The 25,073-nt window shown below is 64.2% G+C and carries 21 protein-coding genes; 14 read left to right on the top strand and 7 right to left on the bottom strand.

The window, feature by feature from the left end:
- Positions 1-54 precede the first annotated feature (54 nt).
- From M6E97_RS29105 to M6E97_RS29085, 5 genes are all read left to right on the top strand, one after another.
- Entirely contained in the window at positions 55-978 is a 924-nt protein-coding gene (locus M6E97_RS29105) for a M23 family metallopeptidase (protein WP_003094103.1), read from the top strand.
- A gap of 133 nt (positions 979-1,111) precedes the next feature.
- Positions 1,112-3,862 (top strand): preprotein translocase subunit SecA, encoded by a 2,751-nt coding sequence (gene secA / locus M6E97_RS29100; protein ID WP_003112752.1) that lies wholly within the window; start codon positions 1,112-1,114, stop codon positions 3,860-3,862.
- A gap of 146 nt (positions 3,863-4,008) precedes the next feature.
- The gene (argJ, locus tag M6E97_RS29095) at positions 4,009-5,226 is read left to right on the top strand and encodes a bifunctional glutamate N-acetyltransferase/amino-acid acetyltransferase ArgJ (RefSeq protein WP_003110156.1); all 1,218 of its coding nucleotides are present in this window, start codon (positions 4,009-4,011) and stop codon (positions 5,224-5,226) included.
- Between the two features lie 120 nt (positions 5,227-5,346).
- Positions 5,347-5,982, top strand: coding sequence for a glutathione S-transferase family protein (locus tag M6E97_RS29090; protein WP_009315946.1), 636 nt, complete (start codon positions 5,347-5,349; stop codon positions 5,980-5,982).
- A 53-nt stretch (positions 5,983-6,035) separates the two neighbouring features.
- A complete protein-coding gene (locus tag M6E97_RS29085; protein WP_003110158.1) occupies positions 6,036-6,983 on the top strand; it encodes a Nudix family hydrolase in 948 nt (315 codons plus the stop codon).
- 69 nt (positions 6,984-7,052) lie between these two features.
- Here the strand turns inward: M6E97_RS29085 and M6E97_RS29080 are convergent, their stop codons facing one another.
- Genes M6E97_RS29080 through M6E97_RS29065 form a run of 4 tightly spaced genes read right to left on the bottom strand, consistent with a single transcriptional unit; the run spans position 7,053 to position 11,831 of the window.
- Positions 7,053-7,631 (bottom strand): cob(I)yrinic acid a,c-diamide adenosyltransferase, encoded by a 579-nt coding sequence (locus M6E97_RS29080; RefSeq protein WP_003094089.1) that lies wholly within the window; start codon positions 7,629-7,631, stop codon positions 7,053-7,055.
- A 4-nt stretch (positions 7,632-7,635) separates the two neighbouring features.
- Positions 7,636-9,732 (bottom strand): sensor histidine kinase, encoded by a 2,097-nt coding sequence (locus tag M6E97_RS29075; RefSeq protein ID WP_003106517.1) that lies wholly within the window; start codon positions 9,730-9,732, stop codon positions 7,636-7,638.
- Positions 9,733-9,782: 50 nt separating this feature from the next.
- Entirely contained in the window at positions 9,783-10,694 is a 912-nt protein-coding gene (locus tag M6E97_RS29070; protein WP_023092847.1) for a putative 2-dehydropantoate 2-reductase, read from the bottom strand.
- A gap of 36 nt (positions 10,695-10,730) precedes the next feature.
- Entirely contained in the window at positions 10,731-11,831 is a 1,101-nt protein-coding gene (locus M6E97_RS29065; RefSeq protein ID WP_003110161.1) for a response regulator, read from the bottom strand.
- 103 nt (positions 11,832-11,934) lie between these two features.
- Between M6E97_RS29065 and M6E97_RS29060 the strand changes: the two genes are divergently transcribed.
- Complete coding sequence (locus M6E97_RS29060; protein WP_267262439.1) at positions 11,935-12,414, top strand: YajQ family cyclic di-GMP-binding protein; 480 nt, start codon at positions 11,935-11,937, stop codon at positions 12,412-12,414.
- Between the two features lie 232 nt (positions 12,415-12,646).
- Positions 12,647-13,483 (top strand): mechanosensitive ion channel family protein, encoded by an 837-nt coding sequence (locus M6E97_RS29055; RefSeq protein WP_003094078.1) that lies wholly within the window; start codon positions 12,647-12,649, stop codon positions 13,481-13,483.
- Between the two features lie 55 nt (positions 13,484-13,538).
- Here M6E97_RS29055 and ampG read toward each other — a convergent pair whose 3' ends face one another.
- A complete protein-coding gene (ampG, locus tag M6E97_RS29050) occupies positions 13,539-15,323 on the bottom strand; it encodes an MFS transporter AmpG (RefSeq protein WP_003094076.1) in 1,785 nt (594 codons plus the stop codon).
- Positions 15,324-15,365: 42 nt separating this feature from the next.
- Positions 15,366-15,749, bottom strand: a complete 384-nt coding sequence (locus M6E97_RS29045; RefSeq protein ID WP_003094074.1) for an MGMT family protein — start codon at positions 15,747-15,749, stop codon at positions 15,366-15,368.
- Here M6E97_RS29045 and M6E97_RS29040 point away from each other — a divergent pair.
- Positions 15,748-16,749 (top strand): DUF481 domain-containing protein, encoded by a 1,002-nt coding sequence (locus M6E97_RS29040; protein WP_034005141.1) that lies wholly within the window; start codon positions 15,748-15,750, stop codon positions 16,747-16,749. The genes M6E97_RS29045 and M6E97_RS29040 overlap by 2 nt on opposite strands.
- Positions 16,750-16,863: 114 nt before the next feature.
- Positions 16,864-17,871 (top strand): DUF481 domain-containing protein, encoded by a 1,008-nt coding sequence (locus M6E97_RS29035; protein WP_003120892.1) that lies wholly within the window; start codon positions 16,864-16,866, stop codon positions 17,869-17,871.
- 58 nt (positions 17,872-17,929) lie between these two features.
- On the opposite strand, the gene M6E97_RS29030 is transcribed toward M6E97_RS29035, so the two are convergent.
- Positions 17,930-18,688 carry an SDR family oxidoreductase gene (locus M6E97_RS29030; RefSeq protein ID WP_003094072.1) on the bottom strand — a complete coding sequence of 253 codons (759 nt, stop codon included), beginning with the start codon at positions 18,686-18,688 and terminating at the stop codon, positions 17,930-17,932.
- Positions 18,689-18,796: 108 nt separating this feature from the next.
- Between M6E97_RS29030 and M6E97_RS29025 the strand changes: the two genes are divergently transcribed.
- The 5 genes from M6E97_RS29025 to ltrA all read left to right on the top strand — a co-directional run bounded on the left by M6E97_RS29025 (position 18,797) and on the right by ltrA (position 24,976).
- Complete coding sequence (locus M6E97_RS29025; protein WP_003112758.1) at positions 18,797-19,531, top strand: HugZ family protein; 735 nt, start codon at positions 18,797-18,799, stop codon at positions 19,529-19,531.
- Between the two features lie 68 nt (positions 19,532-19,599).
- Positions 19,600-20,067: an FxsA family protein gene (locus tag M6E97_RS29020; protein WP_023100212.1), complete on the top strand. Its 468-nt coding sequence runs from the start codon at positions 19,600-19,602 to the stop codon at positions 20,065-20,067.
- A 195-nt stretch (positions 20,068-20,262) separates the two neighbouring features.
- Complete coding sequence (locus tag M6E97_RS29015) at positions 20,263-20,556, top strand: co-chaperone GroES (protein ID WP_003094064.1); 294 nt, start codon at positions 20,263-20,265, stop codon at positions 20,554-20,556.
- Positions 20,557-20,606: 50 nt separating this feature from the next.
- The gene (groL, locus tag M6E97_RS29010) at positions 20,607-22,250 is read left to right on the top strand and encodes a chaperonin GroEL (protein WP_003094059.1); all 1,644 of its coding nucleotides are present in this window, start codon (positions 20,607-20,609) and stop codon (positions 22,248-22,250) included.
- A gap of 1,034 nt (positions 22,251-23,284) precedes the next feature.
- Positions 23,285-24,976: a group II intron reverse transcriptase/maturase gene (ltrA, locus tag M6E97_RS29005; RefSeq protein WP_071534438.1), complete on the top strand. Its 1,692-nt coding sequence runs from the start codon at positions 23,285-23,287 to the stop codon at positions 24,974-24,976.
- Positions 24,977-25,073 lie beyond the last annotated feature (97 nt).

The following is a 25,073-nucleotide window of genomic DNA, read 5'->3' as shown; positions in this document are numbered from 1 at the left end:
CGGAATGGTAGCAGAAAGCGTTTCGCTACTGCCGGCCCGTATGAAGGATAAGTCATGCACATCATTTTTCTGAGCCGGCACCATGGGGCCGCTCGCTCCGTCCATCTGCAGCCGCGGTTGCTGATGCTGGCCGGGGCCTGCGTGGTCGGTGCCAGCCTGTTGGCCGGGGGCTTCATGGGCGCCTGGCTGTTCCGCGCGCCGGCTCCGGTGGCCGGCATCGAAGTCGATGCCGCGCTGCAGGCGCAGAGCGCCGAGATCAGCAGCGCCCGCGAGGACGCGCAGCGGCAGATGGACGCACTGAGCGTGCATCTCGGCGAACTGCAGGCGCGCCTGGTTCGGCTGGATGCCCTCGGCGAACGTCTCACCGAGCTGGCCGACGTCGACCCCGACGAGTTCGACTTCTCCCTGAGCGTCGGCCAGGGTGGCGTCGACGAACCGCTGGAGGGCAGCGCCTATGCCCCGCCGTCGTTCATGGCGACGCTGGACGAACTGGCGGCACGCCTGGATACCCGCGAGCAGCAGCTCGAGGTGCTGGAGCAACTGCTCGCCGACAAGCACATCAGCCAGTCGACCTACCTGGCCGGCCAGCCGGTGCGCCAGGGCTACATCTCCTCGCCGTTCGGGCGCCGGGTCAATCCGGTGAGCGGCCGCCTGAGCATGCACAAGGGCATCGACTTCGCCGCGCCGGCCGGCAGCGACGTGGTGGCCGTGGCGGCGGGGGTGGTGACCTGGTCCGGGCGCAAGAACGGCTATGGCAACGTGGTTGAGGTCGGGCACGCCGATGGCTACACCACGTTGTATGCCCATAACCAGAAGAACCTGGTCGAGGTCGGTGACCTGGTCAAGCGCGGCCAGGTGCTGGCCAAGGTCGGCAGCACCGGACGCTCCACCGGCTACCACGTACATTTCGAAGTGATGAAGGATGGCCGGGTAATGAATCCGCAAAGCTTTATCGCACGCGCGTCTGTTTCCGAGTGAGCGACGCGCATTGATCTGCTGTACTTTTCTCATACCCGTTTCCGGGTAGAATGTTCCCTTTCATGCCGTTGATCGGCACGGGCCGCCGGATGGGTGAGCCTTCCATTCCCCACGTGTGGATGACCAAGTCGATATGTTTGCGCCTTTGTTGAAGAAACTCTTTGGAAGCAAGAACGAGCGTGATGTAAAGCGCATGGCCAAGGCTGTACAGGCCATCAATGCGCTCGAGCCCCAGATGGTGGCGCTCTCCGACGAGCAGTTGAAGGCGAAAACGGCTGAATTCCAGCAGCGCTACGCCAAGGGCGAAACGCTCGACCAATTGCTGCCCGAAGCCTTCGCCGTGGTTCGCGAGGCTGGCAAGCGGGTGATGGGCATGCGCCACTTCGACGTCCAGCTGATCGGCGGCATGACCCTGCACGACGGCAAGATCGCCGAAATGCGTACCGGCGAGGGCAAGACCCTGGTGGGCACCCTGCCGGTCTACCTCAACGCGCTGTCCGGCAAGGGCGTGCACGTGGTCACGGTGAACGACTACCTGGCGCGCCGCGACGCCAACTGGATGCGCCCGCTGTACGAGTTCCTCGGCCTCAGCGTCGGCGTGGTCACTCCCTTCCAGCCGCCGGAAGACAAGCGCGCCGCCTACGCCGCCGACATCACCTACGGCACCAACAACGAATTCGGCTTCGATTACCTGCGCGACAACATGGCCTTCAGCCTGGACGACAAGTTCCAGCGCGAGCTGAACTTCGCCGTGGTCGACGAAGTGGACTCGATCCTCATCGACGAGGCGCGTACCCCGTTGATCATCTCCGGCCAGGCCGAAGACAGCTCCGAGCTGTACATCAAGATCAACAAGCTGATCCCGCGTCTCAAGCGCCAGGTCGAAGAGGTCGAGGGCAAGCCGACCGAGGAAGGCCACTACAGCATCGACGAGAAGACCCGCCAGGTCGAACTCAACGAGCAGGGCCACCAGTTCATCGAGGACCTGCTGAGCCAGAACGGCCTGCTCGGCGAAGGCGAGAGCCTCTACTCGGCGCACAACCTGAGCCTGCTGACCCACGTCTACGCAGCGCTGCGCGCGCACACCCTGTTCCACCGCAACGTCGAGTACATCGTCCAGGGCGACCAGATCCTCCTGATCGACGAGCACACCGGCCGCACCATGCCTGGCCGTCGCCTGTCCGAGGGCCTGCACCAGGCCATCGAGGCGAAGGAAGGCCTGCCGATCCAGGCCGAGAGCCAGACCCTGGCCTCCACCACCTTCCAGAACTACTTCCGCCTGTACAACAAGCTGGCCGGCATGACCGGCACCGCCGATACCGAGGCCTTCGAGTTCCGCCAGATCTACGGTCTCGACGTGGTGGTGATCCCGACCCACCGGCCGATCGCGCGCAAGGACTTCAACGACCTGGTCTACCTGACCCAGGAAGAGAAGTACGCGGCGATCATCACCGACATCAAGCAGTGCCAGGCCCTCGGCCGGCCGATCCTGGTCGGCACCGCGTCGATCGAGAGTTCCGAGTACGTTTCCAAGCTGTTGCAAGAGGCAGGCATCGAGCACAAGGTGCTCAACGCCAAGTACCACGAGAAGGAAGCCGAGATCATCGCCCAGGCTGGCGCGCCCGGTTCGGTGACCATCGCCACCAACATGGCCGGCCGCGGTACCGACATCCTCCTCGGCGGCAACTGGGAAGTCGAAGTCGCGGCCCTGGAGAACCCCACCGAGGAGCAGATCGCCCAGATCAAGGCCGAATGGCAGAAGCGCCACCAGCAGGTGATCGAGGCGGGCGGCCTGCACGTGATCGCTTCCGAGCGCCACGAATCCCGCCGGATCGACAACCAGTTGCGCGGCCGCGCCGGTCGTCAGGGTGACCCGGGTTCCAGCCGCTTCTACCTGTCGCTGGAAGACAACCTGATGCGGATCTTCGCCTCCGACCGGGTGAAGAACTTCATGAAGGCGCTGGGCATGCAGTCCGGCGAGGCGATCGAGCACCGCATGGTGACCAACGCCATCGAGAAGGCCCAGCGCAAGGTCGAAGGGCGCAACTTCGACATCCGCAAGCAACTGCTGGAATTCGATGACGTAGCCAACGAGCAGCGCAAGGTGATCTACCACATGCGCAACACCCTGCTGTCGGCAGAGGACGTGGGCGAGACCATCAAGGAGTTCCGCGAGGAAACCCTCAGCGCCACCATCAACCAGCACATTCCCCCGCAGTCGCTGCCCGAGCAGTGGGACATCGAAGGCCTGGAGGCTGCGCTGTACAGCGACTTCGCCGTGCGCCTGCCGATCCAGCAGTGGCTGGACGAAGACGACAAGCTGTACGAGGAAACCCTGCGTAGCAAGATCCTCGAGCAGATCGTCGCCGCCTACTACGAGAAGGAAGAGCTGGCCGGCGCCGAAGCCCTGCGCGCCTTCGAGAAGCAGATGCTGCTGCGGGTACTGGACGACCTGTGGAAGGACCACCTGTCGACCATGGACCACCTGCGGCACGGCATCCACCTGCGTGGCTACGCGCAGAAGAATCCGAAGCAGGAATACAAGCGCGAGTCCTTCACCCTGTTCCAGGAGCTGCTGGACTCGATCAAGCGCGACACCATCCGCGTGCTGTCCCACGTCCAGGTCCGTCGCGAAGACCCGGCCGAAGAGGAGGCCCGCCTGCGTCGCGAGGCGGAGGAACTGGCCAAGCGCATGCAGTTCCAGCACGCCGAGGCTCCCTCGATGGAGCAGGCCGTGGCCGGCGAGGAAGAAGAGCTTCCCGAGGGCCCGGCTCCGGTCGTGCCGCTCGAGCCTGTGCGCAACGAGCAGAAGATCGGCCGCAACGAGCCTTGCCCGTGCGGTTCCGGCAAGAAATACAAGCACTGCCACGGGCAGCTGGACTAAGCTTCCCGCCTGGTTCACCAACGCCGCGACCGGTCCTGCCGCTCGCGGCGTTTGTTCGAATTGGCGCCAGACCGGCGCCGATGCGTTTTCCGTCACGCCGTCGCAGACGGCATCGAGTCCACTGTTTGGTAAAGGAGCGCGTTCCCATGGCTGTCGGTCTTGGCCCCCTGTCCACCCTGCACCCGGTCCCCGGTTTCGAACTCGGCATCGCTTCCGCCGGCATCAAGCGACCGGGGCGCAAAGACGTGGTGGTCATGCGCTGCGCCGAAGGCTCCAGCGTGGCCGGGGTGTTCACCCTGAACGCGTTCTGTGCCGCGCCGGTGACCCTGGCCAAGCAGCGTTTCCTCGGTGAGGTGCGCTACCTGCTGACCAATACCGGCAACGCCAACGCCGGTACCGGCGAGGCCGGCCTCGCCGCCGCCGCGCAAACCTGCGCCAAGCTCGCCGAACTGGCCGGGGTCGCCGAGACTTCGGTGCTGCCATATTCCACCGGGGTGATCGGCGAGCCCCTGCCGGTGGCCAAGATCGAGGCGGCGTTGCCTGCGGCCCTGGCCGACCTGGCCGAGGACCGCTGGGCCGAAGCTGCCGCGGGGATCATGACCACCGATACCCTGCCCAAGGGCGCCAGCCGCCAGTTCGTGCACGATGGCGTGACCGTCACCGTCACCGGGATCAGCAAGGGCGCCGGGATGATCAAGCCGAACATGGCGACCATGCTCGGTTATATCGCCACCGACGCCAAGGTCGCCCAGGGCGTGCTGCAGGATCTGTTGCGCGACGCCGCCAACAAGTCCTTCAACCGCATCACCATCGACGGCGATACCTCCACCAACGACTGCTGCATGCTGATCGCCACCGGTCGCGCGGCGCTGCCGGAAGTCACCCAGGCCAGCGGCGCGCTGTTCGCCGCGTTGAAGCAAGCGGTACTGGAGGTTTCCATGGAGCTGGCCCAGGCCATCGTTCGCGACGGCGAGGGCGCGACCAAGTTCGTCACTGTCCAGGTCAACGGCGGCGCCACTCACCAGGAGTGCCTGGATGTCGGCTACGCCGTGGCCCACTCGCCGCTGATCAAGACCGCGCTGTTCGCCTCCGACCCGAACTGGGGACGCATCCTCGCCGCGGTCGGACGTGCCGGCGTGGCCAATCTGGACGTGAGCAAGATCGACGTGTTCCTTGGCGACGTCTGTATCGCCAGCCGTGGCGGCCGGGCGGCCAGTTACACCGAGGAGCAGGGCGCGGCGGTGATGGCCCAGGCCGAGATCGGCATCCGCATCGAACTGGGACGCGGCACCTGCAGCGAGACCATCTGGACCACCGACCTGTCCCACGAATACGTGAAGATCAACGCAGAGTACCGCACCTGAAGCCAGGCATTCCGATCCTTCATCGATGGATGAAAATCGGGAATTTGCCATCGGTCCGTGCGCCTCTTAAGTTCTCTGGTGCATGGCCGTCCGCGTCGGGCGGCCGAAGAGGAGAGGCGCATGGCCCTGACCATCGTGATTGGCAATCGCAATGACTCGTCCTGGTCGCTGCGGGGCTGGCTGGCCCTGCGCATGAGCGGGGCGGCGTTCGACGAGATACTCGTCCCGCTGGGGCGGCCCGATACCCGGGAGCGGATCCTGCAATATTCGCCGACCGGCAAGGTGCCCTTGCTGAAAAGCGAGGATGGCGACATCTGGGATTCCCTGGCCATCGCCGAGTACCTCGCCGAGCGCTTCCCCGAGGCCCACCTGTGGCCGCGCGGCGAGGCGGCGCGGGCGCTGGCCCGTTCGGTTTGCGCGGAAATGCACAGCGGTTTCGCCGCGTTGCGCGGCGAGCTGCCGATGGACCTGCGGCGCCAGCAGCCATTGGTGGAATTGTCCGAGGCGACACGACAGGATATTCAACGTATCTGCGAAGCCTGGGCGGATTGCCGGCGGCGCTTCGGCCAGGACGGTCCGTTCCTGTTCGGCCACGCCAGCCTGGCGGATGCGTTCTACGCACCGGTGGCGGCGCGTTTCCGCAGTTATGCGGTGGAGTTGCCGGATATCGCCCGGACCTATGTCGAGACGATTTATCAGTGGCCTGCGTTCCGCACCTGGTACGACGCGGCATTGCGCGAGCAGGCCGGTAGTTGATGGCCGTCCGCCGCTTCCGGCGGTGCGTGACGGCAGTAGCGAGGAGATGATCCGTGAAACGAGTACATGTCGCCGCGGCCGTGATTCGTGGCTCCGATGGCCGGGTGCTGATCGCTCGGCGGCCGGAAGACAAGCATCAGGGCGGCCTGTGGGAGTTTCCCGGGGGCAAGGTGGAGGACGGCGAGCCGGTGCGCGCGGCGTTGGCCCGTGAGCTGGAAGAGGAACTGGGCATCCGTGTCGAGCGGGCCCGGCCGCTGATCCAGGTCCGTCACGACTATGCCGACAAGCACGTCCTGCTCGATGTCTGGGAGGTCGACGGGTTTTCCGGCGAAGCCCACGGCGTCGAGGGCCAACCGCTGGCCTGGGTGGAGCCGCGCGAGCTGGCGGACTACGAGTTCCCCGCCGCCAACGCGCCGATCGTCCAGGCCGCGCGCCTGCCGGCGCACTATCTGATCACCCCGGACGGCCTGGAGCCGGGCGAGCTGATCAGCGGCGTACGCAAGGCGGTGGAGGCGGGCATCCGCCTCATCCAGTTGCGCGCGCCGAACATGTTCAGTCCCGAATACCGCGATCTCGCCATCGATATCCAGGGACTCTGCGCCGGCAAGGCGCAACTGATGCTGAAAGGCCCGCTGGAGTGGCTGGGCGACTTCCCGGCTGCCGGCTGGCACCTGACCTCCGCTCAACTGCGCAAATACGCCAGCGCCGGTCGGCCGTTCCCCGAAGGGCGCCTGCTGGCCGCTTCCTGCCACGACGCGGAGGAACTGGCCCTGGCCGCCTCGATGGGAGTGGAGTTCGTCACCCTTTCGCCGGTACAGCCGACCGAGAGCCATCCCGGCGAGCCGGCGCTGGGTTGGGACAAGGCCGCCGAACTGATCGCCGGCTTCAACCAGCCGGTCTACCTGCTGGGTGGCGTCGGTCCGCAGCAAGCCGAGCAGGCTTGGGAGCATGGAGCCCAGGGCGTGGCGGGTATCCGTGCGTTCTGGCCGGGCGGCCTTTGACGGTGGAATGAAGAAAAAAGGAGGCTTCGGCCTCCTTTTTTCGTCTCGATGCCGAGCCCTCGCTCGCCGTCAGTCCGGTTTTGCCGCCGCCTCCCAGAGAATCTCCGCCACGCCCTGGCGCCGAGCGATGGCGCGGGCGGCGACGAACAGCAGGTCGGAGAGCCGGTTCAGGTAGCGCAGGCCGACGCCCTCCAGCGTTTCCTCCTGGTCCAGCGCCTGGCAGCGCCGTTCGGCGCTGCGCGCCAGACTGCGGCAGACATGGGCCTGGGCGACCAGGCGGGAACCGCCGGGGAGGATGAAATTCTTCAGCGGGCCCAGCTCGTCGTTCCAGCGGTCGATGCAGCTTTCCAGGCGTGCCACTTCCGTCTCGTCCAGGGCCCGATACTCCGGCATCGCCAGCTCCCCGCCGAGGTCGAACAGGCGGTGTTGCACTGGCGCTAGCGCCTGGACGATCTCCTCCAGGCCGGGATGTGCGCCACGCGCTTCCAGCAGCTCGGCAAGGAGCAGGCCCAACTGGCTGTTCAATTCGTCCACCGCGCCGATCGCCTCGATGCGTGGATGGCTCTTGGGCACCCGGCGTCCGCCGGCCAGGCCGGTCTCGCCGCGGTCGCCGGTACGGGTGTAGATCTTCGACAATCGATTGCCCATGGTTTCAACCTTCCTCTTCGTCGCCCCGCCGCAGGCTGCTACCGGGTTGCGGCAGAGCGGGCGGCAGGGCCTTGGCTTGTGCCGGGGCGACCGCTTCGGAGCTTTCCAGCGGCAGGCGGATGCTGAAGCAGGTGCCGCGGCCCAGTTCCGAACGTACTTCCATCTGGCCCTTGTGATTGTTGGTGATGATGAAATACGAGACGGACAGGCCGAGACCGGTGCCCTGGCCGACTTCCTTGGTGGTGAAGAACGGCTCGAAGATACGCTTGCGCACCAGTTCGGGCATGCCGCTGCCGTTGTCTTCCACCTGGACTTCCGCCCAGGGCGGCGTCAGGCGCGTGCGCAGGACGATCCGACCCTGTTCGCCTTCCTCTTCGTCGTCGCGCTGGTGGATGGCCTGGGCGGCGTTCTTCAGCAGGTTGAGCAGGACCTGCTCGACCTCGTTGGCGATCACCGGCACCGGGCCGAGGTTGGGATCGAACTCGTGGACGATCTGCAACGACTTGAAGTCGAAGCCTTCGGCCAGGTCGAAGTCGTTGCCGGCGATTTCCACCGCCTGTTCGAGCAGTGCGGGCAGTTCGCAAGCGGTCATCTGCCGGTGGCTGCGGCGGCTGAAGGCGAGCATGTGGGTGACGATCTTCGCTGCCCGCGAGCCGGCGTGCTGGATGCCTTCCAGCAGGCGCGGGATGTCGCGGCCGTCGAGGTAGTGATTGATGTCTTCCAGCGGCACTCCGACCTCGGCCGCCAGCTCGACGTTCTTCGCCAGCTCCGGGGACAGGCGCCGCTTGATGTTCTGCACGTTGTGCAGGATCGCGCCGAGCGGGTTGTTGATCTCGTGGGCCATGCCGGCGGCGAGGCTGCCGACCGAGAGCATCTTCTCCGATTGCACCATCACTTCTTCCAGGCTCAGCCGCTGGGTGATGTCATCGATGCGGATCACCGCGCCGCGGCCGGTGCCGCCCATCAGCGGGTAGAAGGTCAGGGCGTAGTGGCGTGGCGTGTCGATCAGCGCCCAGGTGACCCGTTCGACACGCTCCACGCTGTGCTTCTCGGCAGCCCGGGTGAGCTGCGGAAGGAACGGCTTTAGCGAGGGAAAGGCGAGGAACACCGGCTGGTTGACCGCATCGTCCAGGCTGGTGCCGGAAAGCTGGCTGGCCTCCTGGTTCCACTGCGTGACGTAGAGTTGCTCGTCCACCGCGATCAGCGCCGAAGGCATGGAGTCGATGATGCTGTTGAGGTAGTGCTGGAAACCGGTAAGCTTCTTCTCGATCTTGCTGCGCACCTGCACTTCCAGTTCCAGCTTGCGGTTCGAGCGGCGGGTTTCCTCGGCCAGGCTCTGGGCCTGCTCGACCGCTTCCTGGGCATCGTCGCGGGCGCGCTTGAGCTGCTGCTCGCGGGCCTCGATGCGGGTCAGCATGGTGTTGAACGCGTCGGCCAGGCGGCCGATTTCGTCGCCGTTGCCGCGCTGGGCGCGGAGGGCGTAGTTCTCCTCGCGGGTGACCTGTCGCGACAGTTCCTCGAGATCGCGGATCGGCCGGGTGATCAGGCGGCGTATCTGCTGCGCCACCAGCAGCCAGAGCAGCACGCTGACGCCGAGGATCGCCAGGCTGGCGGTGAGGGTTCCGGTGTAGAACGCGCTCGGCAGTTCGCCGCTGGCCACCAGCAGCAGGTAGCCGGGGCGGGCGTTTTCCTGGGGCAGTTCGATCAGCGCGTTGAGGCGGTACTCGCCGCGCCTCCAGTGCTCCAGGCGGTCCAGGCGGGCCGGCAGCTTGAGGGTGTCGCCGCGTTGCAGGTCGGCTAGCATCAGCCCATTGCTGTCGTACAGGGCCGCGGCGCGCAACGGCTGGTAATCGTTGAGCTGGCGCAGCAGGACCTCGGCGGTCTGCGGCGAACTGAGCGCCGGCTGGCTGAGCGCCGGGTTGGCGATCAGCCGGCCGATGGTCTGCATCGCCTGGGGGGCGACGCTTTCCTGGGAAATCCAGTAGGCGGCGCTGATGAACGCCAGGTTGGCCACCAGCAGCACGGTGGCCAGCAGGATCAGCAGGGCGGCGAGCAGTTTCTGCCCTACGGGCAGGTTGTCGAGGCGCTGGCGCAGGTTCATGGGCTCTGGCGGTCCGCGGCGAAAAGGAATGGCGGGCAGGGTAACGCGCTTTAGCGGTCGGGCAAACCGCGCTGGCGCAGATGGGCCTGGAGGCGGGCGAGCAAGGTTCCCAGGCGCGGCAACGGTAGTCCCAGGCGCTGCCCGTGCTGGCAGGCGTAGCCGAGCAGATAGCCGATTTCCGTGCGCCGGCCCCGGGTGACGTCCTGATGCATCGAGGAATAGTTGGCTGCGGTGGCGTCGATCACCGCCCGGACATCCTCCAGCAGGCTCCTGGCGGCGGCGTCGTAGCCGCTGGCGTGGAGCAACTGGCCGAGTTCGTCGCAAAGCGCGGCGATCTCTTCCGGGTGCTGCCGCAGGCCGCCGTTGCGGCAATCGTGGAGGACGGTCAGTGGGTTGATCGCGCAGTTCAGGGCCAGCTTGCGCCACAGGCGTTCGAGGATGTCGTCGCTCCAGCTGTGCGGGATCCCGGCCTGGGACAGCTGCGTCAGCCAGGCGGGGGCGCTTGTGTCGCGCGGATCGCCGAGCCAGGTGTGCCCGCGGCCGGCGAAGACCACGCGGAAATCGCCATCGCGGAACGCGCCTTCGGTGCTGGAGGCGAACAGGCAGCGGCTGCGCGGCAGGCGGGCGGCGACCGCCTGCTGGCTGCCCAGGCCGTTCTGCAGCAACAGCAGTTCGGCGTTTCCGGCCAGGCGATGGGCCACGCTGGAGGCGGCTTCCTCCGCGTCGTAGGCCTTGCAGGCCAGCAGCAGGCGCTGGATGGGTTGCCCGCCGTCCGGGGTTTCCGCGGCGATCGGGTAGAGGCTGGCCTGGCCGTCTTCCACCAGGCTCAGTCCGCCGGCCTGTTGGTAGCGGCGCAGGCGCTGTCGGTCGCGCAGGATCAGGCGGACGGGCAGGCCGGCGCGCCCGAGGCGCGCGGCCCAGAGGCTGCCGAGGCTACCGGCGCCGAGGATATGCCAGGTCATGGTGGCTACTGCGAATGGCTGACGATAGAGCGAAGTCTAGCGCAGTGCCGGTAGCCGGCAGGTTGCGATCCTGCCGCTGGCATAGGCATCGGGCAACAGGGCCTCGGTGCGCTGCAGCAGTTCGTCGATGCCCAGCGGCAATGCCCCGCTGTCGAGGCCGAGCATGGCGATGCCGGCTTTCAGGCTGATGAAGCCTTCGCTGGTCTTGAAGGCCTTCAGGTTGAGCCCGTCGTGCAGCCGCTTGAAGCTGCTCGACGAGCATTCGTGCAGGTCCTCCACCAGGGTGATCAGGGCGAAATGCTGCTCGTCCAGGCGCACCAGCACGTCCAGCGGCCGGACCAGCTGTTGCAGGCGCCTGGCCACGCCGAGCAGCAGCTCGCGATGGAAGGCCTCGCCGTGCCGCTGGCGCAGGACCGGTGCCTCGGGCATGCCGACCAGCAGGTAGCACAGCGCTCCACCGCGGGTTTCCACCTGGCGCAGGCTGTCGGCCAGCTTCTGGCGCAGGTAGCGGGGATTGCCGAGGCCGGTGAGGGTATCCACCAGGTTGCGTTCTTCCATCCGCGCGATGTTTTCGGTGAGCAGGCGGTTTTCCACCAGCAACCGTTGCAGGGTGTTGCACAGGCGGTCGGCTGCGTAGATGCGCGGCACCAGTTGCTCGTTCATTGCGGCCTTGCTGACGAAGTCGTCGACGCCGCGGTCGAAGGCCTCGCCGAGGACGTTCTCGCCTTCCTTGCCGGTGAGCAGGACGATGTAGGTGTAGTGGTTGATGCTTTCGTCCAGTTGGCGGACCCGGGCGGTCAGTTCCAGGCCGTCCATCTCCGGCATCAGCCAGTCGGCCAGGAGCACGCTGACCGGGCGTTGTTCGAGCTGCTGCAGGGCCTCGCTGGCGCTGCTGGCGAAGCGGATGTCCTGGTAGCCGGCCTGGCTGAGGGCGCGGCCGATCATGGCGCTGGAAAACTTGGCGTCGTCGACGACCAGGATGCTGAGATCGGGGTTGGGCATGAACGGACTCGAGAAGAGGATGGGCGCCGGTACGCTGCCGGCAAGGGCCCGGTTCGTCGCGGGAGGCCGGGTCCCGGCCGCGATCGCGCGCGCCATCGGGAAGAAATCGTCGGTCTCCGCCACACCGGCGGGCATTCGCTCGCGAGGGCTCGGTTATAATGGGCGGGCATTTTTTACCGTCAAGCCAGGCGCGGTTCCGTCTGTGAACCCTGTCGCGCCGTCCATCTGGAGAGATGACATGCGTTCGTTCGACGTGGTGTCCGAACTGGACAAACACGAGTTGACCAACGCCGTGGACAACGCCATCAAGGAACTGGATCGCCGTTTCGACCTGAAAGGCAAATGCAGTTTCGAAGCCAAGGACAAGTCGGTGACCCTCACCGCCGAAGCCGATTTCATGCTCGAGCAGATGCTCGACATCCTGCGTTCCAACCTGGTCAAGCGCAAGGTCGACAGCCAGTGCATGGAGATCAAGGATGCCTACCCGTCGGGCAAGGTGGTCAAGCAGGAAGTGAACTTCCGCGAGGGCATCGACAAGGACCTGGCGAAGAAGATCGTCGGCCTGATCAAGGAGCGCAAGCTCAAGGTCCAGGCCGCCATCCAGGGCGAGCAGGTGCGCGTCACCGGCAAGAAGCGCGACGATCTGCAGGAGGCCATCGCCCTGCTGCGCGGCGAATCCCTCGGCATGCCGCTGCAGTTCACCAACTTCCGCGATTGACGAGGTTTTTCGGAACCTCTCGCCATCCCGGGCATCGCAATAGGGAGTAGCGCCGCCGCGACCTCTCCCGCGTTGTCCGCCCCTGTCGGCGCAGCGTCGGTTCGTCCGCGCTGCGCCGATTCGTATCCAGGCCCGGGAACGTCGGCCCACGGCGTCCGGGCAGGAATCTGCAAGCCCGTCCCGTTTCCGTTGCGGAAGGGAGGGGTGTTTTTTCGAGAAATGGAGGTAATGCATGGAATTGAACTACGACCGACTGGTGCAGCAGACCGAGTCCTGGCTGCCGATCGTGCTGGAGTACAGCGGCAAGGTCGCCCTGGCGCTGCTGACCCTGGCGATCGGCTGGTGGCTGATCAACACCCTGACCGGCCGGGTCGGCGGCCTGCTCGCCAGGCGCAGCGTCGACCGCACCCTGCAGGGCTTCGTCGGCAGCCTGGTGAGCATCGTCCTGAAGATCCTGCTGGTGGTCAGCGTGGCTTCCATGATCGGCATCCAGACCACCAGCTTCGTCGCCGCCATCGGCGCCGCCGGCCTGGCCATCGGCCTGGCCCTGCAGGGCAGCCTGGCTAACTTCGCTGGCGGCGTGCTGATCCTGCTGTTCCGCCCGTTCAAGGTCGGCGACTGGATCGAGGCGCAGGGCGTGGCCGGTACCGTGGATTCGATCCTGATCTTCCACACCGTGCTGCGTAGCGGCGACAACAAGCGGATCATCGTGCCCAACGGGGCGCTGTCCAACGGAACGGTGACCAACTACTCCGCCGAGCCGCTGCGCAAGGTGATCTTCGACGTCGGCATCGACTACGACGCCGATCTGAAGAATGCGCAGAACATTCTCCTGGCCATGGCCGACGATCCGCGGGTTCTGAAGGACCCGGCACCGGTGGCGGTGGTTTCCAATCTCGGCGAAAGCGCGATTACCCTGTCCCTGCGGGTCTGGGTGAAGAACGCCGACTACTGGGACGTGATGTTCATGTTCAACGAAAAGGCCCGCGACGCGCTGGGCAAGGAAGGTATCGGCATTCCCTTCCCGCAGCGGGTGGTCAAGGTTGTGCAGGGCGCGATGGCCGACTGAGGCCCGCACGATCCACGAAAAAGGCCGGCGAATGCCGGCCTTTTTCATTCTTGCCTCAGTGCTGCTCGGCGTTCTGGTGGCCCGGCGCCGGCGTCTCGCTGGACGGCGCGCGGCGCAGCCACAACCAGCCGATCAGCAGCAGGGTGGGAATGCCCATCACCGCGGTGACGTAGAAGAAGTGCTCGTAGCCGAGGCTCTCGACCATGGTTCCGGAGTAGCCGCCGATGAAGCGCGGCAGCAGGAGCATGGTCGAGCTGAGCATGGCGTACTGGGTGGCGGAGAACTTCAGGTTGGTCAGGCTCGACAGGTAGGCGACGAAGGCCGAGGCGGCGAGGCCGCCGCTGAAGTTGTCGAGGGTGATGGTCATCACCAGCATCAGCACGTGCGGCTCGAGCGCCATCACCAGGCTGATCACGTCATGGCTGGGCAGGGCCTCGGCGTGCAGCGGGCCGAGCTGGGCGAGCATGGCGAACAGCAGGTTGGTGGCAGCCGAAGCGGCACCGCCGATGAACAGGATGGAGAGGATGCTGAAGCGGGCGATCAGCACCCCGCCGGCGGCGGCGCCGATCAGGGTCATGAGTACGCCGAAGACCTTGCTGACACTGGCGATGACTTCCTTGGAGAAGCCCATGTCGATGTAGAAGACCCCGGCCATCACCCCCATCACCGTGTCCGACAGGCGATAGGTGGAGATCAGGCCGAGCAGCAGCAGGGCCTGCCAGCGATAGCGCTGGACGAACTCGGTGATCGGCGTCAGCACCGGGGCCATCAGCAGGCGTCCGGGTGCCGACAGGCAGGACGCGGCGATCAGCAGGAACAGCGTGCCGCGCGGCCAGGCACCGGAGTAGTAGGCGCGGCACATGGCGGTGACGGTGACGAGGAGGATGATCAGCACCATCACCGAGACCGCCTGGTGGACGAAATCGAACAGCGGCACTTCCTTGCCGCGCGCCGCCACCAGCAGCGGCCTGCGCACGGTGGCGAGCAGTTCGCGGACCGGGCGGATCTGCTGGCGTCCCCACGGCGACAGGCAGATCCCCATGAGCAGCGCGTAGAGGCCGGCGCGCGGCCAGGCGCGGTCGAGGAGGGCGGTGATCATCGCCGGCAGCGAGATCAGCAGGATCAGCAGCAGGAGCACCGAGAGCAGTTGGTGGTTGAAGTCGAAACGCGACGGGTTGACGTGGATCGGCACGTCCACCGCCGGCTCGCGGATCAGCAGGCTGGTGACCAGCCCAGGCAGGATCAGCAGGGCGAACAATGCATAGGTCAGGCCCCAGGCCGACTGGCTGTAGTTGAGGCTGGTGGAGCCGAACCATTCGGCGAGAATCAGCGCGCCGGCGCTGGCCAGCAGGATCGCCGCGCGGTAGCCGGTCATGTAGCAGGCAGCGAGGGCGGCCTGGCGGCTATCCTCGGCGATTTCCAGGCGGTAGGCGTCGATCGCGATGTCCTGGGTGGCGGAGGCGAACGCCACCAGCAGGGCCAGGCCGATCAGCCAGGGCAGGTGGCTCTGCGGATTGCACAGGGCCATGCCGAGCAGTCCCAGGGCGATCAGCACCTGCGAGAACACCAGCCAGGAACGGCGCCGGCCGAGACGGCCGACGAAGGGCAGGCGCCACTGGTCGAGCATCGGCGACCAGACCCACTTGAAGGCGTACACCAGCCCCAGCCAACTGGCGAAACCGATGGTATCCCGCGCCACGCCGGCTTCGCGCAGCCACACCGACAGGGTGTTGAACACCAGCATGGTCGGCAGGCCGGCGGCGAAGCCGAGCAGCAGGAGGGCCAGGCTGGCGGGAGACTTGTAGGCGACCAGGGCCTCTCGCCAGGATTGCTGAGTCATGGGGTAACCGTTCCGCAAAAAATAACGCGCACTCTAACCGCTCTACTTCGCTGTAAGCCAGCCATGCCGACGTATGTCCACCCTGTCGTTGTGCAGGAGAACGCCTTCCTCGCGCAAGCGTGCGCGTTGTTCGCGACCGCCGGGACTGTCCGCCGGCAGGCTGATGCGACCGCCGGCGGCGAGAACCCGATGCCAGGGCAGGCGGGTATCCACCGGCAACTGGCTGAGCGTCCTGCCGACCCAGCGGGCGGCGCGGCCGAGGCCGGCCAGTTCGGCCAGTTGCCCGTAGCTGACCACCTGCCCCGGCGGCACCTGCGCCAGCACCAGGTACAGGGCCTCGCGGCGCGCCTGGGCACTTGCCGGGTCGCTGCCGGCCCAGGCATGCTCATCGGTTTTCCCTTTCCTGTCCGCCTTGTGAACGCCCATGTCGCTCAGAGCCCTCTGTTCAATCGTCGTGATGCTCCTGGCCGGCCCCGTGCTGGCCGACACCGTATGGCTGGACAACGGTGACCGCCTGTCCGGCGAGATCGTGCTGATGGACGGCGGCAAGCTGGCGCTGAAGACCCGTTATGCCGGCCAGGTGCTGATCGATTGGAAGGATATCGACACCATCAGTTCCGACAAACCCCTGCTGATCAAGCAGCAGGGCGTATCCGGGCAGCGTAGCCGAACCCTGGAGGCGGCGGGCAAGGGCATGGTGCGGATCGTCGATGGCGGCAGCCATACCGTCCCGCTGGCCAGTATTCGCCAGATGGTGCCGCCGCGACCGCTGGTGGAGGACCTGGTCTGGGAGGGCAATCTCGACGTCAAGCTGGATAGCAAGCGCAACGACAGCGACAAGGACGAATGGAAGCTCAAGGGCGATACCCGGCTTCGCCACGGTGCCTGGCGCCACGTGCTGGCGGGGGAAGTGGAGCGGGAAAAGAAGGACGGGCGCAAGGTCGAGGACAACTGGGAGCTGGACTACGACCTCGATCGCTTCTTCGACGAACACTGGTTCTGGCGCGGCAGCTATTCGCAGAAGCACGATGCGATCGACAACCTCGATCGCCAGAGTGCGCTGGGAACCGGCCCCGGCTACCAGTTCTGGGACGACGAACTCGGGCGTTTCGACCTGGTCGCCGAGATCAGTCGCTGGCAACTGGAGTGGCGCGATCAGCCGCGCGAGGATTTCACCTCCTATTCGCTGGAGTGGGACTACAAGCGGCTGCTCGCCGGCACCCGGCTGGAGCTGTACAGCAAGGGGACCGTGCTGGTTCCCGGCATCGAGCGGATCGACTACCTGCTCGACAGCGAATACGGCCTGCGCTATCGCCTGAACAGTTGGGCGCGTCTTTCGTTCCTCTATGAACTGGACCAGTTGCGCACCGAGGGGGGCACCCAGTCCGACCGGCATTACCTGATCGGGGTCGGCGTCGGCTGGTGACGCGGCTCACCTTTCGGTCGATCCGGCTGAACTTTACCGCCCGTGCCCCGGTCCTTGCTCTGCCGCCCGGCATTTGGATAATGCCGGCCTCTTCGAACCCAACTCAGTTGATTTGTGCTCATGTTGTCGAGAATCCTGCTGTGCCTCGCTGCCCTTGCAAGTTCCACCTCTGCCCTTGCCGATACGGTCTGGATGAAGAACGGTGACCGCCTTACCGGCAAGATCACCCTGTTCGACGGCGGCAAGCTGCTGCTGAAGACCGACTATGGCGGCGACATCACGCTCAAGTGGGACAAGATCTCCACCTTCGAGAGCGAGCAGAACCTGCTGGTCAAGCAGGATGCCGAGACTGGCGAGCACTCCAAGGGCATCAAGGCCGCCGGGCCGGGCCAGGTGACCCTGGTCAACGGCGAGCCGAAGACCGTGGAGCTGGCCAGCATCCAGCAGATGATGCCGCCCAAGCCGATCCTCCAGGACTGGGTATGGAACGGCAACGTCGATTTCTCGCTGGACCGCAAGCAGGCCGAGAACGATGTGTCCGACTACGACATCGATTTCAAGACCAACGCCCGCCACGGACTCTGGCGCCACAACGTGCAGGGCGAGTACAACCGCGAGAAGAAGAACGGCCAGGTCAGCACCGACAATTATTCCGGCCAGTACGCGCTGGACCGCTTCATCGACGACCACTGGTTCTGGCAGGGCCAGGTCGCCTACAAGCGCGACATGATCGAGGACCTGGCGAAGAAGCGTACCGTCGGTACCGGCCCCGGCTACCAGTTCTGGGACAACGAGCTGGGCGCGTTCTCCATCGCCACCCTGGTCAACCGCAACGACTACGAGTTCGCCGATGGCGAGAAGGAGCACTTCTATTCGTCGAGCTTCAAGTGGGACTACAACCGCTACCTGCTGGCCAAGCAGTTCGAGCTGTTCACCAACGGCGAGGTCAGCAAGCCGCTGCAATCCGGCCTGGACTACGAGCTGCAGACCGAGGCGGGGATCCGCTACAAGCTGACCAGCTGGGCTTCGCTGAGCATGAAGGCGGAATGGGACAAGTTCAGCGGCAACGACGGCAACGTCAACCAGCGCCGCTATACCTTCGGCCTCGGGGTCGGCTGGTAAGCCGGCCTGCACGAAAAAGCCCCGCGATAGCGGGGCTTTTTCCTTGCGGGGCCGGGGCCTACAGGCGCAGGCCGCCGTCCAGTTCGAGAACGCGGCCGGTGTAGTAGTCGTTCTCGAAGATGTAGGCCACCGAGTGGGCGATCTCCACCGGCTTGCCCATACGCTTGAGGGGGATGCCGGCGGTCATCTTCTCCAGCGCCTCGGGTTTCATCCCGGCGGTCATCTCGGTCTCGATGAAGCCCGGCGCCACGCCGGCCACGCGGATGCCGTAGCGCGCCAGTTCCTTCGCCCAGACCACGGTATCCGCGGCGACCCCGGCCTTGGCTGCCGAGTAGTTGGCCTGGCCCATGTTGCCGGCGCGGGAGATCGAGGAAATGTTGACGATCGCGCCTTCGTTCTTCAGCTCGATCATCTTCGCCGCCACTTCGCGGGTGCAAAGGAACACACCGGTGAGGTTGACGTCGATCACCGATTGCCATTGGGCCAGGCTCATCTTGCTCAACTGGCCGTCCTTGACCTTGATGGTCAGGCCGTCGCGGAGGATGCCGGCGTTGTTGACCAGGCCGTTGATCGCGCCGAAGTCGCTGGCGACCTGGGCCACCATGTGGGTAACCTGTTCCTCGTCCGCCACGTTGCACACGTAGGCGCGAGCGTCGCCGCCGGCGGCCTTGCAGGCAGCGACGGCTTCGTCGAGACGTTCGCGGTTGAGATCGACCAGGGCCAGCCTGGCGCCCTTGCCGGCGAGATATTCGCCCATTGCCCGACCGAGCCCCTGGCAGCCGCCGGTGATGATGATGACCTTGTCTTTCAATTGCATTGCTTGGAACCCCACGAGCAGTTTCTGGAAGCGGACCTTGCCGGCACCTGCGAACGTACTTTGATATGCCCGTCCGTTTACGACGGATTCTATGCAAGGAGTCATAAATTGAGCGTTGAAGCTGCAAAGAATGCCCGAGAATTGCTGCTCAAGGAATACCGTGCGGTCCTTTCCACCCACTCGAAGAAATGGCCGGGCTTTCCTTTCGGCTCGGTGGTTCCCTATTGCCTGGATGCTGAAGGCCGGCCGCTGATCCTGATCAGCCGGATCGCCCAGCACACCCACAACCTGCAGGCGGACCCGCGCTGCTCGATGCTGGTAGGCGAGCGCGGCGCCGAGGATATCCAGGCTGTCGGCCGCCTCACCCTGCTGGCCGAGGCGCGGCAATTGGCGGAGGAGGAGGTCGCCGCGGCGGCCGAGCGCTATTACCGCTATTTCCCCGAGTCCGCCGACTACCATCGGGTCCACGATTTCGATTTCTGGGTGCTGCAGCCGGTCCAGTGGCGTTTCATCGGCGGTTTCGGCGCGATCCACTGGCTGGCCGCCGAGCGCGTGCCGCTGGCCAATCCGTTCGCCGGAGAAGCCGAGCGCGGCATGGTCGAGCACATGAACAGCGACCACGCCGCCGCCATCGCCCACTATGTGGAACTGGCCGGACTGCCGGCGCATGCCGCGGCGCAGCTGGCGGGAATTGATACAGAAGGTTTCCACCTGCGCATCGGCCAGGGCCTGCACTGGCTGCCGTTCCCCGCCGCCTGCGGCAACCCCGGGGCCGTGCGCCAGGCGCTGGTGCAACTGGCCAGGGCCGAGCGCTGGCCGACCGTCGAGCCGGAGCAGGGTTGAATTCTTCCCCGGCTGGCGCCAACTACTGGTGGTACCGGGGGCAAACGGGCCCCGCCAAGGACTCTGAAATGCGCGTTTTCCTCTTTCTGCTGTTGCTCTTCCCGCTGGTCGAGCTGGCCGTCCTGATCAAGGTCGGCAGTGTCATCGGGGTCGGCTGGACCCTGTTCCTGATCGTCGCCAGCGCCTTCATCGGTGCCGCATTGTTGCGCGTGGCCGGTGTGGCCACCGCCTGGCGCGCCCGCGAACGACTGGCCCGTGGCGAACTGCCGGAGCAGGAAATGCTCGAAGGCCTGTTGATCGCCGTCGGCGGCGGCCTGCTGATGCTGCCGGGTTTCATCAGCGACATCTTCGGCATCCTCTGCCTGATTCCTTTCACCCGTCGCCTGATGCTCGGCGGCCTGCGCCGCCGCGTCGAACAGCAGGCGCTGCGCCGGCGCGCCTTTGCCGACGACCTGAACGCCCGCTACGGACAGGGTCCGTCGCGGCCGAACGTCATCGAGGGCGAGTACGAGCGCCGCGACGATTCGCGCAACTGAAAAAAATTTTCACTGCATGCCCTTGAAATGGCTTGTAGCGACCTTATGTAACGGTCACCGCAAGGTCCCTGCCACAAGGGCAGGCTGTCTTACGCGGCTCGCGCGTCGAGTCGCAACCCGGCAACGCCGGCTTCAACAAAACCCGCCGGACTTCGATCCGGCCGTTGGAAACCACTGTTTGGGAGAGTTACGACTATGAAGCTTCGTCCTCTGCATGATCGCGTCGTTATCCGTCGCAGCGAGGAAGAGACCAAGACCGCAGGCGGCATCGTGCTGCCGGGTTCCGCCGCCGAGAAGCCGAACCGCGGTGAAGTGGTAGCCGTAGGTACCGGTCGTGTACTGGACAACGGCGAAGTGCGCGCTCTGGCAGTGAAGGTGGGCGACAAGGTGGTCTTCGGGCCTTACTCCGGCAGCAACGCCATCAAGGTCGATGGCGAGGAACTGCTGGTGATGGGCGAGTCCGAAATCCTCGCCGTCCTGGAAGACTGATCGGTCTCACCACTCCGTTTTCACCGAATTCGATTTAGAGGAAAGAGAACATGGCTGCCAAAGAAGTTAAGTTCGGCGATTCCGCTCGCAAGAAAATGCTGGTCGGCGTGAACGTGCTGGCCGATGCCGTCAAGGCCACCCTCGGCCCGAAAGGCCGCAACGTGGTTCTGGACAAGTCCTTCGGCGCTCCGACCATCACCAAGGATGGCGTTTCCGTCGCCAAGGAAATCGAGCTGAAAGACAAGTTCGAGAACATGGGCGCGCAACTGGTGAAAGACGTTGCCTCCAAGGCCAACGATGCTGCCGGTGACGGCACCACCACCGCGACCGTCCTGGCCCAGGCCATCGTCAACGAAGGCCTGAAGGCCGTTGCCGCCGGCATGAACCCGATGGACCTGAAGCGTGGCATCGACAAGGCCACCGTGGCCATCGTCGCCCAGCTGAAAGAGCTGGCCAAGCCCTGCGCCGACACCAAGGCCATCGCCCAGGTAGGCACCATCTCCGCCAACTCCGACGAGTCCATCGGCCAGATCATTGCCGAAGCCATGGAAAAAGTCGGTAAAGAAGGCGTGATCACCGTCGAGGAAGGCTCGGGCCTGGAAAACGAACTGTCCGTCGTCGAAGGCATGCAGTTCGATCGCGGCTACCTGTCCCCCTACTTCGTGAACAAGCCGGACACCATGGCTGCCGAGCTGGATAGCCCGCTGCTGCTGCTGGTCGACAAGAAGATCTCCAACATCCGCGAAATGCTGCCGGTGCTGGAAGCCGTCGCCAAGGCCGGCCGTCCGCTGCTGATCGTCGCCGAGGACGTCGAGGGCGAAGCCCTGGCCACCCTGGTGGTGAACAACATGCGTGGCATCGTCAAGGTCGCGGCCGTCAAGGCTCCGGGCTTCGGCGACCGCCGCAAGGCCATGCTGCAGGACATCGCCATCCTCACCGGCGGTACCGTGATCAGCGAAGAAGTCGGCCTGAGCCTGGAAGGCGCTACCCTGGAGCACCTGGGCAACGCCAAGCGCGTCGTGATCAACAAGGAAAACACCACCATCATCGATGGCGCCGGTGTGCAGGCTGATATCGAAGCCCGCGTCCTGCAGATCCGCAAGCAGATCGAGGAAACCACTTCCGACTACGACCGCGAGAAGCTGCAAGAGCGCCTGGCCAAGCTGGCCGGCGGTGTTGCCGTGATCAAGGTAGGCGCTGCCACCGAAGTCGAGATGAAAGAGAAGAAAGCCCGCGTCGAAGACGCCCTGCACGCTACCCGTGCGGCGGTGGAAGAGGGCGTGGTTCCCGGCGGCGGCGTAGCCCTGGTTCGTGCCCTGCAAGCCATCGAAGGCCTGAAGGGTGACAACGAGGAGCAGAACGTCGGTATCGCCCTGCTGCGTCGCGCCGTCGAATCGCCGCTGCGCCAGATCGTGGCCAACGCCGGCGACGAGCCGAGCGTAGTGGTCGACAAGGTCAAGCAGGGTTCCGGCAACTACGGCTTCAACGCTGCTACCGGCGTGTACGGCGACATGATCGAGATGGGCATCCTGGACCCGGCCAAGGTCACTCGTTCCGCTCTGCAGGCTGCGGCCTCCATCGGCGGTCTGATGATCACCACCGAAGCCATGGTTGCCGAGATCGTGGAAGACAAGCCGGCCATGGGCGGCATGCCTGACATGGGCGGCATGGGCGGCATGGGCGGCATGATGTAGTGCGACGAGAGTCGCTATAGGTAGAAGCACCTAGCGGGCTACATCTTAGGTGATCACCGGTTGAACCGGTGATCACTTTCCCGCAGAAACAGCTTAAAAAACCCGAAGTCCGGGCGTCAAAACCCGGATTTCCGGCACTCACAAGGTGCTTAGAATTCGGCGTAATGTCGCCTATATATCGTGATTTTCTCTCTGGAAATCATCAGAACGATATGCGTACTGAGCTTGCAGATTTTGAATCACTGCGAGGGAGGTATGGGAAATCGTGTCCAAAGAGCTGGCCTGCTCCTATCTATAGGGCGCAAGCCATAGCTGTCATTGTCTCACCCGGAAACCGCAAGGTAGAGGGGCGCGAGACCTTTTGTTCAGCCAAAAGTAGCCTAGGGATAGTGCGTCGCTGGTAACGGCGGGGTGCGAAGCTTCCTGACAATGTAGTCCCATGATTCTGTGGTGTGTGGTCGCCGCGAGGCACCATGCAGACCCTGCGAGCAACACGCGGGTGAGACGCTAGGCTGGTTGGTATGGCCAACGTAAGTGAACTGCTGATAAACACCGTCAACCGCATGGAGCCAAAGTTGCTGATAGGCTTTGACCAAAATGGTGCATGACTGGTTGTCCCTTTTACATCTGGGGGCACGCTGACATTGAGTCATCGGTGAATAGGCAGGGCCTAACCCATCCTTGTGACGGTTATGGAACTCGGTAAGCCCGTATTTTCGCCATTGGCCTGTATGGCAAGGCAGGTCGACCGTGAGGAAGACTGTTGAAAATGCGGGTAGAGGATGTCGGATAAAGCGAATGCCTCCCTGTAATGGGGTTGGATAAGGGCTCTGCCCTGACTGGAAACGGTGCTGACTTCCGACTGGTCTTTGATCGCGAGAAGGCCTGTAAAGCCATCAAGAACAGACGTTTGTCGGTTTGACCGGCTGCGTCTAACTCATAGAAATCCCTTGCGGGGCAGTGTACTCACTCCCCCACAAGGGCGACGTGCGTCTACTGCCCTCTGGGGAAATCTTCTCTGGAGGAAAAGCAAGATGAGTGCGTCTGAAATAGAAGTACCTGCGTCCTCCCATCTGGCCATCAGTTGGCATTCGATAGACTGGGAAACAGGTCATCGACAGGTGCGAGGGCTACAGGTACGGATCGCGAAGGCAGCCAAGAATCAGCAATGGCGGCAGGTGAAAACCTTGCAGCGTATGCTGGTTCGCTCGTTTGCCGCCAAGGTATTGGCGGTTAAACGGGTCACTGAAAACCGGGGTCGCAGGACTCCCGGCGTCGATGGGGAAACCTGGAGCACGCCTGAAAGCAAATGGAAGGCAGTTTTTCGGTTAGAGCGCAGGGGCTACAAGCCCCGGCCACTGCGGCGGATTTACATTCCCAAAGCAAATGGCCAGCGTAGACCGCTGGGGATTCCGACGATGCTGGATCGAGCGATGCAGGCGTTATACCTGCTGGCACTTGAACCGGTGTCTGAGACCACAGCCGACCGAAATTCCTATGGCTTTCGCCCTCACCGTTCCACGGCAGATGCAATCGAGCAATTGTTCGTCAATCTCGGTCGCAAGCATTCTGCGCAGTGGGTCATGGAGGGCGATATAAAGGGATGTTTCGACAACATCAGTCACGACTGGCTGATCACTAACGTCCCGATGGACAAAGTGGTTCTAAGGAAATGGCTGAAAGCGGGATATTTGGAATCCGGTCGATTGAATCCGACAGGGGCGGGAACTCCGCAAGGAGGGATCATCTCGCCCGTATTGGCCAACCTGGCCCTTGATGGACTGGAAAAGGAGCTCGAATCTCGGTTCGGGCAGCGTAATACCAAAGCCAGCTACAAGACCAAGGTCAACTATGTGCGATACGCAGATGATTTCGTCATCACCGGCATCTCGAAAGAGCTGCTGGAAAACGAGGTGAAGCCACTCGTCGAAGCCTTCATGGCCGAGCGGGGGTTGAGCCTTGCGGTGGAGAAAACGTTGTTCACGCATGTATCGGATGGGTTCGATTTCCTCGGTCAGAATATTCGCAAGTACGGTGACAAGCTGCTGATAAAGCCAGCCCACAAGAACGTGAAAGCATTTCTGGCCAAGGTTAAGGCGTTGGTTGAAGCGAACAAAGCGGCACCGGCCAGCCTGTTGATCAAGCAGCTCAATCCAGTTATTCGGGGTTGGGCCAATTATCATCGGCCGATTGTCGCCAAGCAGACCTTCAACTACGTGGATTACAGGATCTGGAAATTGCTATGGCGATGGTGCAGGCGGCGACATCTGAATCGCTGCAAACGTTGGATCAAGGAAAAATACTTCAAGCGCGTGGGAACACGTAGTTGGGTATTCTCCGGGCTACACCCCAGCGGCAAACTGCTCCACTTGTTGTACGCCAGCGATACGCCGATCAAGCGGCACACCAAGATCAAGGCGGAGGCTAACCCATACGCCCCAGAGGACGAGATGTACTTCGAGCAACGGCTGGAATATGCGTGGCGAAGCTCGGACGAGGGGAAGCGGAAGACGCTGACGCTGTGGCTTGGCCAGAGCAAGCGCTGCCCGATGTGCAAGCAGTTGATTACGTTCGAAAGCGGGTGGAACATTCACCATGTTATCGAGCGGCACAAGGGCGGATGCGACGAGCTGGGCAATCTGGTGTTGTTGCATCCCAACTGTCATCGACAGTTACACAGTGCGGCACCGGCTCTTTCAACTGAGAAAGGGCTTACAAAGGCTTGAGCTGTATGCGGGGAAACTCGCACGTACAGTTCTTAGGGGAGGGACGGTCAGTAATGGCCGTTTCTTACCCGACAGCCGACCGGCCCCTGTGGTTGGA

It is taken from the genome of Pseudomonas sp. B111 (genome assembly GCF_026428275.1).
Taxonomy (GTDB): Bacteria; Pseudomonadota; Gammaproteobacteria; order Pseudomonadales; family Pseudomonadaceae; genus Pseudomonas; species Pseudomonas aeruginosa.
The sequence above is the reverse complement of the archived record's forward strand: the minus strand, read 5'-3'. Positions and strand labels throughout refer to the sequence as shown.